The sequence below is a fragment of the Mediterraneibacter faecis genome, assembly GCF_055383675.1.
In genome coordinates this window covers 2,699,743-2,714,908 of sequence record NZ_AP043803.1, presented here as the reverse complement: position 1 = coordinate 2,714,908, position 15,166 = coordinate 2,699,743, and the positions used below count along the sequence as shown (strand labels likewise).

The window sequence follows — 15,166 nt, the reverse complement described above, 5'->3', positions numbered from 1 at the left end:
GATGAACGAAATGTTTGATTGAAAGAAAGGCAAGGGTAATAAAATGGGCGAAGTTATATTGGAAATGAAAGGGATTGATAAATCTTTCCCAGGTGTTCACGCACTTGACCATGTAGATCTTGAAATCAGAAAAGGCGAAGTTCTTGCTCTTATGGGAGAGAATGGTGCCGGAAAATCAACTCTGATGAAAGTTCTCACAGGTATTTATACAAAAGATTCAGGAACAATTACATATGAAGGTAAAGAAGTTGAGTTCCATAGTGCTCGTGAAGCACAGGATAATGGTGTTATCATCGTACACCAGGAGCTGAACATGCTTGGTCATCTGACAGTTGCTCAGAACATCTTCATCGGAAGAGAGTTCAAGAAGGGTATCAAGATCGATGACAAGAAGATGAACGAAGAAGCACAGAAACTGTTCGACAGAATGAACGTTGATATTGATCCGAGAGAGACAATGTCAAAACTTACAGTAGGTAAGCAGCAGATGTGTGAGATCGCAAAAGCAATTTCACATGATGCAAAGATTATTATTTTTGATGAGCCATCAGCAGCTCTGACAGAGACAGAGATTGAACAGTTGTTCAAGATCATCCGTGACCTGAGAAGTCAGGGAATGGGAATTGTTTACATCTCCCACCGTATGGATGAGATCAAAGTGATCACAGACCGTGTTACAGTCATGAGAGATGGTACTTATGTTGGAACATTGATCACAAAAGACAGTACAAAAGATGACATCATCAACATGATGGTTGGCCGTGTTATTTACGAAGATCCGAAGGAGAAAAACATGACACCTCCGGGAGCACCGGTAGTTCTTAAAGTTGATCACCTGAACGCTGGTAAGATGGTACAGGATGTAAGCTTTGAGCTTCACAAAGGTGAGATCCTTGGATTCTCCGGACTGATGGGAGCTGGACGTACAGAGACAGCCAGAGCACTCTTTGGAGCTGACCCAATCGACAGCGGTGATATTTATATCAACGGTAAGAAGGTTACAATCAAGAGCCCACAGGATGCTGTTAAGTATGGTATCGGTTATCTGTCAGAGGACAGAAAGAGATATGGTATTGTTGTACAGAAATCAGTTGCTGAGAATACAACAATGGCAACACTTGAAAAATTCATGAGCGGTCCTTTTATCGATAAGAAGAAAGAGAACAAGATTGCTCAGGAATATGTTGAGCAGCTTGCAACAAAGACTCCTGGTACAGATCAGCTGGTAGTTAACCTGTCAGGTGGTAACCAGCAGAAAGTCGTTATTGCAAAATGGCTGACAAGAGACTGTGACATCCTTATCTTCGATGAGCCTACAAGAGGTATCGACGTTGGAGCTAAGAATGAGATTTACAAGCTGATGAATCAGCTGGCAGCAGAAGGAAAAGCCATTATTATGATTTCCTCCGAGATGACAGAGATCCTTCGTATGAGTGACAGAATCGTTGTTATGTGCGAAGGTAAGAAGACAGGTGAGCTGGATATTTCCGAAGCTACACAGGAAAATATCATGAACATGGCTACACGTGAGATTGAGTAGGGAGGGAAAAAGTAATGGCAAATAATACAACAAAGAAGGCCGGCTCTAATAAGTCATTTATTGACAGAATGGGAGGACAGAAATTCATCGTCCTGCTCGTTGTTATTGCACTGTTTATCTTCTTCTGTGCAATGAGCCCGAACTTCAGAAAATATACAACATTTATTAACATTCTGGACTTCTCCTATTATATTGTCCTGATGGCAATTGGAGTAGCCTTTCCACTGATGACAGGTGGTGTTGACCTGTCAATCGGTACTGGACTTGTATGTTATTCACTCGTTGGTGGATATCTGATCGTTCACAAAGGAATGCCTACAATCGTTGGTATCCTTGCAGCAATTATTCTTGGAATGCTGATTGGTGTTCTGAATGGTGTACTGGTAGCAATCATGGATCTGCCGGCATTCCTGGCAACACTTTGTACTTGTATGATTACTCGTGGACTTGGTTCCATTATCGTAGGTGGATTCGGAATCTCATGGCCGGCAGCAGCAGCACCGGGTGGATGGTTCAGAAGTATCTTCAAGATTCAGTCTGGCGGACAGAATATCCCGATCGGTTTCTTATGGGTAATTCTTCTGGTTGTTGTTATGACATTTGTACTGAATCATACAAGAATTGGACGTTATACACTTGCAATCGGAAGTAACAAAGAAGCAACAAGACTTTCCGGAGTTAATGTAAGATTCTATCATATTGCAGCATATGTAATCTGTGGATTCTTCGCAGGACTTGCTTCTATCGCATACTCCGCTATCTTCGCTACAGTTCAGCCAGGAAGTGGTGCTGGATTCGAGCTTGAGGCTATCGGTGGAGCAATCATCGGTGGTGTATCCATGACAGGTGGTGTAGGAAGCATCACAGGAACACTGTTTGGTGTATTCGTTATCTGTCTTCTGAAGACTGGTCTTCCATTCATCGGACTGACAGCTAACTGGCAGCAGATCATTACAGGATTTGTCCTGATCGCAGCCGTACTTGTTGATATTCTTAAGAGAAAAGCAGGAAAAGAGTAATTTTTTTCACTTAAATTTAGAATTTGTGAAAAATCACGAAAAAGCAATAACTAATTGCAAAACCATTGGTAATGTGTTATATTATTAATGTGTGCGGATAGATAGCAGCGGGGAAACATGCTGAAAAAAGTGTGAAAAAGAAAGCTGTTACTATAGAAGCTAAACGAAACAGACTGTATAAAGAGTTTTCGGACAAAGAAGCCTGGGCAAACTACTTCTGCAGAGCGATTTAAGAAATGCACGAAAGAGGCTCTGCCAGAGAGGCCCGGCATTAGGGAGAGGAAAACTGGAAGAAAACTCAGACAAGCAGTCACAAATTTATTTTGTCAGGAGGACATAATTATGAAAAAGAAAGTTTTAGCAGTTTTACTTGGTGGATGTATGGTAGTTGGAATGCTCGCAGGATGTGGATCTAAGGCAGATGACACTAAGAAAGCAGATGGCGACACTAAGACAGATGGATCAGGAGATTCCAAGGGATATCATTTCGAAGTTGTTGTAAAGAGCTTCCAGTCTTCATACTGGCAGGCAGCTGTACAGGGAATCAACCAGGCTTGTGATGAGCTCGGTGTTACAGCTAACACAACAGGACCGAACGCTGAGTCCGATATCGCTGACCAGGTTAACATGCTGAACAACGCAATCAACAAGAACCCAGACGGAATCGCTCTTGCAGCTTGTGACCAGAACTCAGTTATTGATTCACTGAAGTCAGCACTTGAGAAGAAAATCCCAGTAGTATGCTTCGACTCAGGTGTTCCGGACGCTCCAGAAGGATCTGTATACGCAACAGTTGTAACAGACAACGAGCAGGCTGGTGGAATTGCTGCTGAGCACATCTATCCAGCAATCAAAGACAGACTTGGAAAAGGACAGGTTCGTGTAGGTGAAGTTAACCAGGATGCAACATCCGCTAACATTTCTGAGCGTGGTATGGGATTCATCAACAAGTTCATCGAACTTGCTAAAGCTGATGGATATACAGTAGCAGTTGTAGGAAATGACTTCTATGTAAACCAGGTTAAAGACAACGGAGATCAGGCATCTGCAGACATTATCCTTGAAGTTGCAGTTCCGGCTCAGACAACAGTTGAGCTGTGTGCTACAGAGGCTTCTAACATCATGAACAAAGACGATACAATCGCTATGTTCGGATCAAACCAGGTATCTGCAGAGGGTGTTCTCACAGCTAACCAGAACCTGAACAAACTTGGAACAGACGAAGGAAAGATCGTTGGAGCTGGATTCGATGCTGGTTCAGTTCTTAAAGCAGCTGTTAAAGATGGTACAATGCTCGGTGCTGTTACACAGTCTCCTCTGATGCAGGGTAAAATCTCCATCGAGACTCTTGCTAAGATCTGTGATGGTGAGTCTGTAGAAGACGTTACAACAGATGGTTACTGGTATGATTCTACAAACATGGAAGATGCTGACATCGTTCCAAACCTTTATGACTAATTCATATCTGTAAAGAGAAGCTGAATTATTAAAGTGAAAAGAAAGGAATCGGGAAATTCCCGGTTCCTTTTTTAAAATAATATGTTATTATATCAAGGAGGAAGATAATATGTTAAAAGGAATTCCAAAAATTTTATCACCAGAACTGTTAAAAGTACTTGCTGAGATGGGACACAGTGACAGACTGGTCATCTCTGATGGAAACTTTCCGGCTGAATCAATGGGAAAAGACGCGATTGTGATCCGTTGCGACGGACACGGAGTACCGGAGATTCTTGATGCGATTCTTCAGGTGTTCCCTCTGGACAGCTATGTGGAGCATCCGGTAAATCTTATGGAAGTTATGCCTGGAGATACTGTGGAGACACCAATCTGGGATACATATAAAGAGATTATCCGTAAATATGATGACAGAGGTGATGCTGTTGTTGGAAACATTGAGCGTTTTGCATTCTATGATGAAGCTAAGACAGCTTATGCAATCATTGCAACAGGTGAATCAGCACTTTATGCGAATGTAATGCTTCAGAAGGGTGTTGTAACAGACTAGTCACATTTTTTAACGTAATGGAGGAACAATATGCTTGATCATGTAGAAAAAATATTTGCAGATATGAAGCCGATGATGAAAAAGTTGAAGAAGGCTTCTTATAAAGTAAATATGGAGGCTTTTATAGAGAATCATGGACATTATTTCCGTGAGATGACAGAATATACGGAGAATGCTTCTGATAAAGAGACGGCAGCCAAAGAGCTTGCAGTAGACTTTACAGATAAGGTTTATGATGCATATGTTTCTCCGAAAAAAGGAAAAATAGACAGTGCGGTTCAGACAGATCTGAATTTCTTTATGATCTATTATGTATTTCCGGCAATTCTTTTGACAGAGCATGACGATGCGAAACTGATTGCAGATCATCTCTGCAGCAGATGGGGGAAAAGTTTAAGAACAGTAAGATTCAGTATACAGATTATGATTCCCTATATGTTTCATTCCGTGAGAAGATATTTGGAATCTTTTAATACTTGCAAATCAACCTTACTTGTGATAGAATAATTAAGATTCATGTAATGGCATGAGAAGATTTTAGAAGCTATGTTTTTATGGTTTAATAAGTGTGCTGTTACGTTAGTGTGTAGGAGGTCATGGAAGATGGACATTTTGAAGATTGTTTTATACATTATCTTTGTTATAGACTGTATCGCATTATCAGCGATTATTCTTTTGCAGGAAGGAAAGTCAGCCGGATTGGGAACAATTGGCGGTATGGCGGATACTTATTGGGGACAGAACAAGGGACGTTCTATGGAAGGTGCACTTGTAAAGTCTACAAAGTTTCTTGCTATCCTTTTCCTGGTGCTTGCAGTAGTACTGAACCTTAAGGTTTTTAATTAATAACAGATGATGAAGTAAGTATAAGACATTCTATAATAAGACTATAGAATGTCTTTTTTTACTTTAAGTAGTGATGAAAGGTTACATCGTGTGAACAGTAACGATGAAAGGAAACAGAATGGATCAGACATTTGAAAAGAGAAAAAAAGTGATTTATGACTTTATTTGTGATGATTTTTATATCCCAATGAAAGTTAAAGAGATTGCGACAGTTCTTCAGGTATCGAAAGAACAGAGAAGAGAGCTTCAGGAAGTGTTGGATGCGCTCGTTGAAGAAGGAAAGATTACACTTTCTAAAAGAGGGAAATACAGTAAAGGGCAGACGAAGCGTATCACAGGAACCTTCCAGGCGAATATCCGTGGATTTGGATTTGTTATGGTAGAGGGTGAAGATGAGGATATCTTTATTCCTGGAGAGAATGTGAACGGTGCATTCCAGGGAGATGAAGTGGAATGTATTATTACAGGTGCGCCGGGCGGTAAGAGAAAAGAAGGAAAAATCGTAAGAATCGTGTCGCATCAGGTGAAGAAGATTGTCGGATTGTATGAGAAGAGTAAGAGTTTTGGATTTGTACGTCCGGATAATCAGAGATATCTGAAAGATATTTATATTCCGGCCGGAAAAGAGATGGGTGCCATGGACGGTCATAAGGTTGTGGTAGAACTGACATCTTATGGACAGGAACATGCTAAGCCGGAAGGAAAGATTGTTGAGATCATCGGTCATGTGAATGATCCGGGAGCAGATGTTTTATCTATTGTAAAGGATTATGATCTTCCTACAGAATTTCCGGAGAAGGTATTGAATCAGGCGGTTCGTGTTGGAAAAGATGTATCAGAAGCAGATTGTGCAGGAAGATTGGATTTACGTGACTGGCAGATGGTTACGATCGACGGTGAAGATGCGAAGGATCTGGATGATGCGGTTTCTCTGACAATGAAGGATGAGAATTATCAGCTGGGAGTTCATATTGCGGATGTTACCAATTATGTACAGGAGAAAAGTGCTCTGGATCGAGAAGCACTGAAGCGTGGGACGAGTGTTTATCTTGCTGACCGTGTCATACCGATGCTGCCGCATGTGTTGTCGAATGGCATCTGTTCTCTGAATGCAGGGGAAGACCGTCTGGCATTATCCTGCATTATGACAGTGTCTCCGAAAGGCGAGGTGATCGATCATCAGATCGCGGAGACTGTGATCCGGGTAGACAAGCGTATGAGTTATACAGGTGTATCTAAGGTGCTGGCAGAAGAACCGGAAGCACTGAAAGAAGATGAGGATTTTGTTCCGATGATTCAGAAGATGCAGGAACTTTCAACGATTCTCAGAGAACGACGTGGCAAGAGAGGTTCGATTGATTTTGATTTTCCGGAGACAAAGATTGAATTGGATGAGAAGGGGAAACCAATTAATATCAAACCTTATGAAAGAAACAGTGCAACGAAGATCATCGAAGATTTTATGCTTCTTGCCAATGAGACGGTGGCAGAAGAATATTTTTGGAGAGAGGTTCCATTTCTCTACAGAACGCATGAAGTTCCAGACGAAGAGAAGATAAAGAAACTGAGTACATTTATCAATAATTTCGGTTATCATATTCATGTGCATGATGAAGTAAAGCCAAAGGAGATTCAGAAACTTCTCAGTCAGGTGGAAGGAACCCCGGAAGAAGCTCTGATCAGCAGACTTACATTACGCTCCATGTGCCAGGCAAAATACACAACAGATAATACAGGACACTTTGGATTGGCAGCGAAGTATTATACACATTTCACTTCTCCGATCCGCCGTTATCCGGATCTCCAGATTCACAGAATCATTAAGGAGAACCTGCGCGGACGATTGAATGAGAATCGTATAGAACATTATGACAAGATCCTTCCGGAAGTAGCGAAGCAGTGTAGTGACAGAGAACGACTGGCAGAAGAGACAGAACGTGAAGTTGTGAAGATGAAAAAAGCAGAGTATATGCGCATGCATATTGGAGAAGAGTACGAAGGTGTCATTTCCGGTGTTACAAAATGGGGAATCTATGTAGAACTTCCGAATACAGTAGAAGGTCTTGTTCATGTTGTGGATCTGCGGGACGATCATTATAATTTTATAGAGCAGACGTATGAAATGGTCGGAGAGCATACAGGAAAGACATATAAACTTGGTGAAAAGGTGCGTGTCCGCGTAAGTGATGCAGACAAGCTGCTCCGGATAATTAATTTCGAGCTGGCATAATACTTGCAGGAGTGCGGTTAAAATAGATGAGTTAGAGGTTGGAATCAGATGGCAAAGACAGAGAAAAAACTTATTGCGAATAATAAAAAAGCATATCATGATTATTTTATTCTTGAGAAATACGAAGCAGGACTTGTGCTGCATGGCACAGAAGTAAAGTCTCTTCGTATGGGAAAGTGTAGTATTAAAGAAGCATTTATCCGTGTGGAAGATGGGGAGATGTATATCTATGGTATGCATATCAGTCCTTATGAGAAGGGGAATATCTTTAACAAAGATCCGCTTCGTGTGAGAAAGCTGCTTCTTCATAAGAAGGAGATACTGAAAATATTTGGTAAGATGAAAGAACAGGGAATTACAGTTGTTCCGCTGCAGGTTTATTTCAGCGGAAGTCTTGTAAAGATTGAGATTGGACTTGCCAAAGGTAAGAAATTATATGACAAGCGTGAGACGATCGCAAAGAAAGATCAGAAGCGTGAAGCACAGAGAGAATTCAAAGCGTTCAATCGATAAGGGATTGAAGCAGGAGCGAATAGAAAAAGCAATTGGATCAGAAACCAATTGCTTTTTTTACTTCATTGATATCGCCAGTAAATACAAGGCCACCCATTCCGGCTTCTTTTGCTGCATTGATGTTTGGCTCAAGATCATCAATAAAGAAACATTCTTCTGCCTTTAAATCAAATTTCCTGAGAAAATGACTGTAGATTTCAGGAGACGGCTTTGCAAGTCTGATCGGTCCGGAAAATAAGATTCCGTCAAACTGAGAGAGAAGTTCACTTCCTTCATAGTATTCTGCAAAATAGGTTGGAGCATTAGACAGCAGATAGATTGGTATATTGCGCTCTTTTAATTCATGGATAAATGTAATGGTATCCGGAAGTAAAGTAGTGCAGCGTGGCCATTCTTTTGCAAACCGGCGGATGCAGTCCTTCAAATGTTCCGGAACCTGATCGATGACTTCATTTATGTAACTATCATAATCAAGTGTGCCGGCGTCAAGCTCTGCCCAGCGTTTATAAACGATTTCGGATAAATAATCCAGTTCTTCTTCATGTGGGCAGAATTCTGAGAGGATCGCTTTTCCATCGAAACGTCCGATGACATTTCCAAAGTCAAAAACAATATTCTTGTATTTCATGACAAATTTCCTTTCTGAACAGTTACGTTTATTTTATTATACTGCGCAGAAAAGACAGATTCAAATAAAATATGTATTGCTGTTCATACGATGTGCGACCAGCAACTAATAGACAAAAAGAGAAAAACTGTCTAAAAATTATCTTGACATCTATTTTATTTATGATATACTTTGAGAGTCAAAGTATTTAAAAGTCAAAACAATTATGGTTCAGATCTGGAAAGAATCATATTGTGAAGAGTGACAATTATTTTGACAGAGTTGGAGAAGAGATATGATAGGAAGAATATGCGGGACAGGATCGTACATACCGTCCCATCGAATGGACAACGTGGAATTGTCCTCTCTGGTCGACACAAGTGATGAATGGATCCGGGAACGCACAGGAATTCAAAGCCGACATCTCGCAAAACAGGAGACGGTATCTTTTATGGCTGCAAAAGCAGCAGAAGAAGCTCTTGCAGACAGCGGGTTGAAAGCAGAAGAGATTGACCTGATCCTTGTAGCGACGTCTTCTTCAGAAACAGTATTTCCGAATACTTCCTGTGAAGTGCAGAAAGCAATCGGTGCAGTTCATGCATGGGGATACGATCTGAATGCAGCCTGTTCGGGATTTATTCTCGCATTGAATACGGCGCAGTCTTATATCCGTTCGGGTCTTGTTAAGACCGCACTGGTGATCGGTGCAGAGAAGATGAGCAGAATTGTAGACTGGAAAGACCGTGGAACTTGCATTTTATTCGGAGACGGTGCAGGTGCAGTGGTTCTCCGGGGAGAAGAAAGTGAAAGTGCAGAAGCAGTCTACACGGCCATGGCACATTCGGCAGGAGACAAGGGAGAGGCATTGACCTTACAATATGGAACAGAAGAAACGCCGGTAATCCGGATGGATGGACAGGCAGTTTTTAAGTTCGCTGTGAGAAAAGTACCGGAAATCATCGAAGAAATGTTGAAAAAAGCAGATGTTTCAAGAGAAGATGTGGATTACTTTGTTTTGCATCAGGCAAACAGAAGAATCATTGAAGCGGCTGCAAAGAGGGTTGGCGTAGAAATTGAGAAGTTCCCAATGAATCTTGGTGAATATGCGAATACGTCGGCGGCGTCAGTTCCAATCCTTTTAAATGAAATGAATCGGGATGGAAAGCTGAAAAGAGATCAGAAAATTATACTTGCCGGATTCGGGGCAGGACTTACATGGGCAGGATGCCTGATGGAATGGTAAATTCAAGAAAGGAAAACAAAATCATGTTAGAAAAAGTAAAAGAAATCGTAGCAGAGTCATTAAACGTAGAGGAAAGCACATTAAGTGAGACAACATCTTTCAAAGAGGATCTTGGAGCAGATTCCCTGGATCTTTTTGAGATGGTAATGGCATTTGAGGAAGCTTTTGAAGTAGAGATCCCATCTGAAGACCTAGAGCAGATCACAACAGTGGGGGACGTTGTAAAATATATCGAATCACACAAGTAGAAGTATAGAACAAGTAGAAAACGAAGCATTCCGGTTCCTTTCGGCAGCCAATCCGAGAGAACCGTTGATAGAGAAGTGATCAAGAAGGGAGTTCTTATGAGAACGAGAATAACAGAATTACTTGGAATTGAGTACCCGATCATTCAGGGCGGTATGGCATGGGTTGCAGAATATCATCTGGCGGCAGCAGTTTCAAATGCCGGTGGACTTGGACTGATCGGAACAGCAAGTGCACCGGCCGAGTGGGTCAGAGAACAGATCCGTGAGGCAAAGAAGCTGACAGATAAGCCGTTTGGAATCAATATCATGATGATCAGTCCTTATGCAGATGAAGTTGCAAAGGTGGCTGTCGAAGAAGGTGTCGCAGTTGTCACGACAGGTGCAGGATCTCCAGAAAAATATATAAAGATGTGGAAGGAAGCCGGAATCAAAGTGATTCCTGTAGTTGCTTCTGTAGCGATGGCGAAGAGAATGCAGCGTTGTGGAGCAGATGCTCTGGTGGCAGAAGGAACAGAAGCAGGCGGACACATCGGCGAGAATACAACGATGGTTCTCGTTCCGCAGGTTGTAGATGCAGTTGAAATCCCGGTGATCGCAGCCGGAGGAATTGCAGATGGAAGAGGAATTGCAGCGGCATTTATGCTCGGAGCAGAGGGTGTCCAGATCGGAACACGTTTTGTTGTGACAGAAGAAGCACAGGTGCATGAGAATTATAAAGAATGCATTTTGAAAGCAAGGGATATTGATTCTCGTGTGACAGGAAGATCTACAGGTCATCCGGTTCGTGCCCTTCGTAATAAAATGACGAAAGAGTATCTTGAGAAAGAACAGGCAGGAGCAACATTCGAAGAACTTGAACATCTGACACTAGGAGGACTCAGGAGAGCTGTTGTTGATGGAGATGTTCAGAGCGGAAGCGTGATGGCAGGGCAGATCGCAGGTATGATCAAGGAGAAGCTTACCTGTCAGGAAGTGATCCAGAAGCTGGTCTCACAGACAGATGAACTGATCGGAGGAAAAGGATTCTATGAGTAAGGTCGCATTTATTTTCCCGGGACAGGGAGCACAGAAAGCCGGAATGGGAAAAGATTTCTATGAAAACAGTAAGACGGCAGCAGAGGTGATTGACCGTGCAAGTGAACTGCTTGGACTGGATATGAAAGCACTCTGTTTTGAGGAAAATGATCTTCTGGATCAGACAGAATATACACAGGCAGCACTTGTGACTGTCTGTATGGCAATGGAGAAGGTATTAAGAGAACGGGGACTCGCCCCGGATGTCACAGCAGGCTTAAGCCTGGGTGAATATTGTGCGATTGCTTCAGCAGGAGGAATGAGCACAGAAAATGCAATCACAACAGTAAGAAAACGCGGGATTCTGATGCAGAATGCAGTACCGGGTGGTCAGGGAGCCATGGCAGCGGTTCTTGGACTGGATGCCGGAAAGATTGAGGAAGTACTGGCAGATCGAAGTGGTGTAATGATCGCCAACTACAATTGTCCGGGACAGATTGTGATTACAGGATGGAAGGAAGATGTGGAACAGGCAGCAGATGCACTGAAGGAAGCCGGAGCAAAGAGAGTCCTTCCGCTTAATGTCAGTGGACCGTTCCATTCTTCCCTTCTGAAGCAGGCCGGAGAAGAGCTTGGAAAAGAACTGGAACAGGTAGATTTTTCTGATCTCCAGATTCCATATGTGACGAATGTGACAGCAGAATATGTAACTGATATTACAAAGACAAAAGAACTGCTCGCACGTCAGGTGGCATCTTCCGTACGCTGGCAGCAGAGTATGGAACTTCTGATTGCGGACGGTGTAGATACATTTGTTGAGATCGGGCCTGGAAGAACACTGGCTGGTTTCCTGAGAAAGATAAACCGTGAGGTGAAAGTGTATAACGTCGGAACCTGGGAAGATGTAGATAAGGTGGTAAATGAATTATGTTAGACAGACTGACAGGGAAAGTTGCAGTAGTGACAGGTGCTTCCAGAGGAATCGGAAGAGCGATCGCACTGCGTCTGGCACAGGAGGGCGCAGCAGTAGTGATCAATTATAATGGATCGAAAGAGCGTGCGCAGGAAGTGAAGACAGAGATTGAATCTGCAGGTGGAACAGCGCAGATCATGCAGTGTGATGTGGCAGATGCAGCATCTTGTGATGAGATGTTTCAGACAATCATAAAAGAATTCGGAAGAATAGATATCCTTGTGAACAATGCGGGAATTACAAGAGACGGACTGCTTATGAAGATGGCAGAAGAGGATTTTGATGCTGTGATCGATACGAATCTGAAAGGAACTTTTCATTGTATCCGTGCAGTCTCAAGACAGATGCTACGTCAGAGATCCGGAAGAATTATTAACCTGTCTTCTGTATCAGGAGTTCTTGGAAATGCAGGACAGGCTAATTATTCCGCATCAAAGGCTGGTGTGATCGGACTCACAAAGAGTGCGGCAAGAGAACTGGCTTCCAGAGGAATTACCGTAAATGCGATCGCTCCGGGATTTATTAACACAGAGATGACAGAAGTACTTTCAGAGAAGGTGAAAGAAGGAGCAACAGCCCAGATCCCTCTTGGAAAGTTTGGAGAGACAGAAGATATTGCGAATGCGGCGGCATTTCTAGCTTCTGATGAAGCACGTTATATCACAGGCCAGACGCTGCATGTCGACGGCGGAATGGCGATGTAAGAATAGAAGGAGTAGGAAAATGAAGAGACGAGTTGTTGTAACCGGAATGGGTGCGGTGACACCGATTGGAAATACAGTAGAAGAATTCTGGAACGGAATCAAAACAGGTAAAGTTGGAATTGGTCCGATCACAAAATTCGATACAACAGATTATAAGGTTAAGCTGGCAGCAGAAGTGAAAGATTTCGTTGGAAAAGAACGAATGGATTTCAAGGCAGCAAAGAGAATGGAATTGTTCTCCCAGTATGCGGTTGCAGCAGCAAAGGAAGCATTTGCGGATGCGGGACTTGATATGGAGCAGGAAGATCCTTACCGTGTGGGAACAATCATCGGTTCAGGTATCGGAAGTCTCAGCTGTGTAGAGCAGAATTACGACAAGATCCAGACAAAAGGACCGGCGCGTGTAAATCCATTGATGGTTCCGTTGATGATCTCCAATATGGCAGCAGGAAATGTATCCATCCAGCTTGGACTGAAAGGAAAATGTACAGATGTCGTGACAGCATGTGCATCAGGATCTAACAGTATCGGAGATGCACTCCGTGCGATTCAGTATGGTGACTTGGATGTCTGTGTTGCAGGGGGTACAGAGAGCTGTATCTGTCCGACCGGAATTGCAGGATTTACTGCGTTGACAGCACTGTCTACAAATGAAGATCCGATGACAGCTTCACGTCCGTTTGATCAGGACAGGGATGGATTTGTCCTCGGAGAAGGAGCCGGGATCGTAGTTCTGGAAGAACTTGAACACGCAAAAGCGAGAGGTGCGAAGATTTACGCAGAACTCGCAGGATATGGCTCTACAGGAGATGCTTATCATATCACATCCCCGGCAGAGAACGGAGAAGGAGCCGGAATGGCAATGAAGCTTGCAATGAAAGAGGCAGGTGTGACACCGGATGAGGTAGATTATATCAATGCCCATGGAACAAGTACACATCACAATGACCTCTTTGAGACACGCGCAATCTATTATGCATTAGGAGATGCGGCCGAAAATGTTGTTGTCAACTCAACAAAATCTATGATCGGTCATCTTCTTGGAGCAGCAGGGGCAGTAGAATTTGTTGTCTGTGTAAAAAGTATTCTGGATAATTTTATCCATCAGACAGTTGGTACAAAGAATGTAGATCCTGAATGTGGATTAAACTATGCAGTAGGTGCACCGGTAGAGAAAGAAGTGAACTGTGTAATTTCCAATTCTCTTGGTTTTGGTGGACACAATGTGTCTCTTCTTGTAAAACGTTTCGAAGAGTAAGGAGAAGCGAAGATGAAGATGGAAGAAATATTGAAGCTGATCGAAGCTGTATCGGCTTCTACGCTCACAGAATTTAAATATGAAGAAAATGGAACAAAGCTGAATCTGAAAAAGGAACAGCAGAAGGTAGAAATCGTTCAGAATGCAGCTTCTATTCCGCTGACAGGAATTTCCGGTGGTGATTTCCAGGCAACTGTTCTTCCACAGAACATGGCTGTATCCGGAAGTTCTGAGAATGCAGATCCGGAAGAAAATCTTGAAAAAGAACCAGAAGGCAAGCTGATCATTTCACCTTTGGTTGGAACTTTCTACGCTGCACCGGCAGAGGATGCACCGAGTTTTGTCAAGGTTGGTGACAAGGTCGAAGTCGGACAGGTTGTCGGAATCGTAGAAGCGATGAAACTTATGAATGAGATTGAGAGTGAATGTGCTGGTACAGTTGCAGAAGTTCTTGTAGAAAATGGAGAACCGGTAGAATACGGCCAGCCGCTTTTTAGAATTGTTTAAGAAAGGGATTCAGATATGAATAGTTTAAATGTAGAACAGATTCAGGAAATCATTCCGCACAGACATCCATTTCTTTTGATTGATAAGATTGAAGATTATGTTCCGGGAGAATATGCAATTGGATACAAGGGTGTTTCTTATCATGAAGATTTCTTCCGTGGACATTTCCCACAGAAAGCAGTAATGCCGGGAGTTCTGATCCTTGAGGCACTTGCTCAGACAGGAGCTGTGGCAATCTTAAGTGTACCGGAGAATCAGGGAAAGATTGCATTCTTCGGTGGTGTACAAAAATGTCGCTTCAAAGGAATGGTATTTCCGGGAGATCAGTTGAAATTAGAGACAAAGATTATTAAAAGAAAAGGACCGGTAGGCGTAGGAGAAGCTGTGGCAACAGTTAACGGAAAGGTCGTTGTTACGGCAGAACTTACATTTATGGTTGGAGAATAAAAAAATCAG

General features: G+C 42.7%; 17 protein-coding genes. 16 read left to right on the top strand and 1 reads right to left on the bottom strand.

Features of this window, described 5'->3' with window-relative positions; all coding sequences use genetic code 11:
- Positions 1-43: 43 nt before the first annotated feature.
- From ACZ47Z_RS13015 to smpB, 8 genes are all read left to right on the top strand, one after another.
- Positions 44-1,540 carry a sugar ABC transporter ATP-binding protein gene (locus tag ACZ47Z_RS13015; protein ID WP_054751481.1) on the top strand — a complete coding sequence of 499 codons (1,497 nt, stop codon included), beginning with the start codon at positions 44-46 and terminating at the stop codon, positions 1,538-1,540.
- Between the two features lie 14 nt (positions 1,541-1,554).
- Complete coding sequence (locus ACZ47Z_RS13010; protein ID WP_015528359.1) at positions 1,555-2,559, top strand: ABC transporter permease; 1,005 nt, start codon at positions 1,555-1,557, stop codon at positions 2,557-2,559.
- Between the two features lie 342 nt (positions 2,560-2,901).
- On the top strand, positions 2,902-4,017 hold the full coding sequence (locus ACZ47Z_RS13005; protein ID WP_054751483.1) for a substrate-binding domain-containing protein: 1,116 nt from the start codon (positions 2,902-2,904) through the stop codon (positions 4,015-4,017).
- A gap of 109 nt (positions 4,018-4,126) precedes the next feature.
- Positions 4,127-4,567: an RbsD/FucU family protein gene (locus ACZ47Z_RS13000; RefSeq protein WP_020436394.1), complete on the top strand. Its 441-nt coding sequence runs from the start codon at positions 4,127-4,129 to the stop codon at positions 4,565-4,567.
- Between the two features lie 30 nt (positions 4,568-4,597).
- The gene (locus ACZ47Z_RS12995; RefSeq protein ID WP_464525619.1) at positions 4,598-5,074 is read left to right on the top strand and encodes a hypothetical protein; all 477 of its coding nucleotides are present in this window, start codon (positions 4,598-4,600) and stop codon (positions 5,072-5,074) included.
- 96 nt (positions 5,075-5,170) lie between these two features.
- Positions 5,171-5,413, top strand: coding sequence for a preprotein translocase subunit SecG (secG, locus tag ACZ47Z_RS12990; RefSeq protein ID WP_015528355.1), 243 nt, complete (start codon positions 5,171-5,173; stop codon positions 5,411-5,413).
- 118 nt (positions 5,414-5,531) lie between these two features.
- Entirely contained in the window at positions 5,532-7,643 is a 2,112-nt protein-coding gene (rnr, locus tag ACZ47Z_RS12985; RefSeq protein WP_464525618.1) for a ribonuclease R, read from the top strand.
- A 48-nt stretch (positions 7,644-7,691) separates the two neighbouring features.
- Entirely contained in the window at positions 7,692-8,156 is a 465-nt protein-coding gene (gene smpB, locus ACZ47Z_RS12980) for an SsrA-binding protein SmpB (protein ID WP_015528354.1), read from the top strand.
- 37 nt (positions 8,157-8,193) lie between these two features.
- Here smpB and ACZ47Z_RS12975 read toward each other — a convergent pair whose 3' ends face one another.
- On the bottom strand, positions 8,194-8,784 hold the full coding sequence (locus ACZ47Z_RS12975) for an HAD family hydrolase (protein WP_054751489.1): 591 nt from the start codon (positions 8,782-8,784) through the stop codon (positions 8,194-8,196).
- A 274-nt stretch (positions 8,785-9,058) separates the two neighbouring features.
- Here ACZ47Z_RS12975 and ACZ47Z_RS12970 point away from each other — a divergent pair, with 274 nt between their 5' ends.
- The 8 genes from ACZ47Z_RS12970 (at position 9,059) to fabZ (ending at position 15,157) form a co-directional block, all read left to right on the top strand.
- Positions 9,059-10,006 (top strand): beta-ketoacyl-ACP synthase III, encoded by a 948-nt coding sequence (locus ACZ47Z_RS12970; protein ID WP_117960636.1) that lies wholly within the window; start codon positions 9,059-9,061, stop codon positions 10,004-10,006.
- Between the two features lie 23 nt (positions 10,007-10,029).
- Entirely contained in the window at positions 10,030-10,254 is a 225-nt protein-coding gene (locus tag ACZ47Z_RS12965; RefSeq protein WP_081016846.1) for an acyl carrier protein, read from the top strand.
- A gap of 78 nt (positions 10,255-10,332) precedes the next feature.
- On the top strand, positions 10,333-11,289 hold the full coding sequence (gene fabK, locus ACZ47Z_RS12960; protein ID WP_270363765.1) for an enoyl-[acyl-carrier-protein] reductase FabK: 957 nt from the start codon (positions 10,333-10,335) through the stop codon (positions 11,287-11,289).
- Positions 11,282-12,202, top strand: coding sequence for an ACP S-malonyltransferase (gene fabD, locus ACZ47Z_RS12955; protein WP_270840496.1), 921 nt, complete (start codon positions 11,282-11,284; stop codon positions 12,200-12,202). Before fabK ends, fabD begins: the two co-directional genes overlap by 8 nt.
- On the top strand, positions 12,196-12,945 hold the full coding sequence (fabG, locus tag ACZ47Z_RS12950) for a 3-oxoacyl-[acyl-carrier-protein] reductase (protein ID WP_054751492.1): 750 nt from the start codon (positions 12,196-12,198) through the stop codon (positions 12,943-12,945). The genes fabD and fabG overlap by 7 nt, the downstream gene beginning before the upstream one ends.
- Before the next feature lie 19 nt (positions 12,946-12,964).
- Entirely contained in the window at positions 12,965-14,203 is a 1,239-nt protein-coding gene (fabF, locus tag ACZ47Z_RS12945) for a beta-ketoacyl-ACP synthase II (protein ID WP_226900992.1), read from the top strand.
- Between the two features lie 12 nt (positions 14,204-14,215).
- The gene (accB, locus tag ACZ47Z_RS12940; RefSeq protein ID WP_054751494.1) at positions 14,216-14,710 is read left to right on the top strand and encodes an acetyl-CoA carboxylase biotin carboxyl carrier protein; all 495 of its coding nucleotides are present in this window, start codon (positions 14,216-14,218) and stop codon (positions 14,708-14,710) included.
- A gap of 15 nt (positions 14,711-14,725) precedes the next feature.
- A complete protein-coding gene (gene fabZ / locus ACZ47Z_RS12935) occupies positions 14,726-15,157 on the top strand; it encodes a 3-hydroxyacyl-ACP dehydratase FabZ (protein ID WP_015528345.1) in 432 nt (143 codons plus the stop codon).
- Positions 15,158-15,166 lie beyond the last annotated feature (9 nt).

Bases quoted from the DNA above. Each gene is read 5' to 3' on its own strand.
- fabZ (WP_015528345.1), top strand. From the start codon at position 14,726: ATGAATAGTTTAAATGTAGAACAGATTCAGGAAATCATTCCGCACAGA.
- ACZ47Z_RS12975 (WP_054751489.1), bottom strand. From the start codon at position 8,784: ATGAAATACAAGAATATTGTTTTTGACTTTGGAAATGTCATCGGACGT.
- ACZ47Z_RS13005 (WP_054751483.1), top strand. From the start codon at position 2,902: ATGAAAAAGAAAGTTTTAGCAGTTTTACTTGGTGGATGTATGGTAGTT.
- ACZ47Z_RS13015 (WP_054751481.1), top strand. From the start codon at position 44: ATGGGCGAAGTTATATTGGAAATGAAAGGGATTGATAAATCTTTCCCA.
- secG (WP_015528355.1), top strand. From the start codon at position 5,171: ATGGACATTTTGAAGATTGTTTTATACATTATCTTTGTTATAGACTGT.
- rnr (WP_464525618.1), top strand. From the start codon at position 5,532: ATGGATCAGACATTTGAAAAGAGAAAAAAAGTGATTTATGACTTTATT.
- ACZ47Z_RS13000 (WP_020436394.1), top strand. From the start codon at position 4,127: ATGTTAAAAGGAATTCCAAAAATTTTATCACCAGAACTGTTAAAAGTA.
- ACZ47Z_RS12995 (WP_464525619.1), top strand. From the start codon at position 4,598: ATGCTTGATCATGTAGAAAAAATATTTGCAGATATGAAGCCGATGATG.
- ACZ47Z_RS13010 (WP_015528359.1), top strand. From the start codon at position 1,555: ATGGCAAATAATACAACAAAGAAGGCCGGCTCTAATAAGTCATTTATT.
- fabF (WP_226900992.1), top strand. From the start codon at position 12,965: ATGAAGAGACGAGTTGTTGTAACCGGAATGGGTGCGGTGACACCGATT.
- ACZ47Z_RS12965 (WP_081016846.1), top strand. From the start codon at position 10,030: ATGTTAGAAAAAGTAAAAGAAATCGTAGCAGAGTCATTAAACGTAGAG.
- smpB (WP_015528354.1), top strand. From the start codon at position 7,692: ATGGCAAAGACAGAGAAAAAACTTATTGCGAATAATAAAAAAGCATAT.
- accB (WP_054751494.1), top strand. From the start codon at position 14,216: ATGAAGATGGAAGAAATATTGAAGCTGATCGAAGCTGTATCGGCTTCT.
- fabD (WP_270840496.1), top strand. From the start codon at position 11,282: ATGAGTAAGGTCGCATTTATTTTCCCGGGACAGGGAGCACAGAAAGCC.
- ACZ47Z_RS12970 (WP_117960636.1), top strand. From the start codon at position 9,059: ATGATAGGAAGAATATGCGGGACAGGATCGTACATACCGTCCCATCGA.
- fabG (WP_054751492.1), top strand. From the start codon at position 12,196: ATGTTAGACAGACTGACAGGGAAAGTTGCAGTAGTGACAGGTGCTTCC.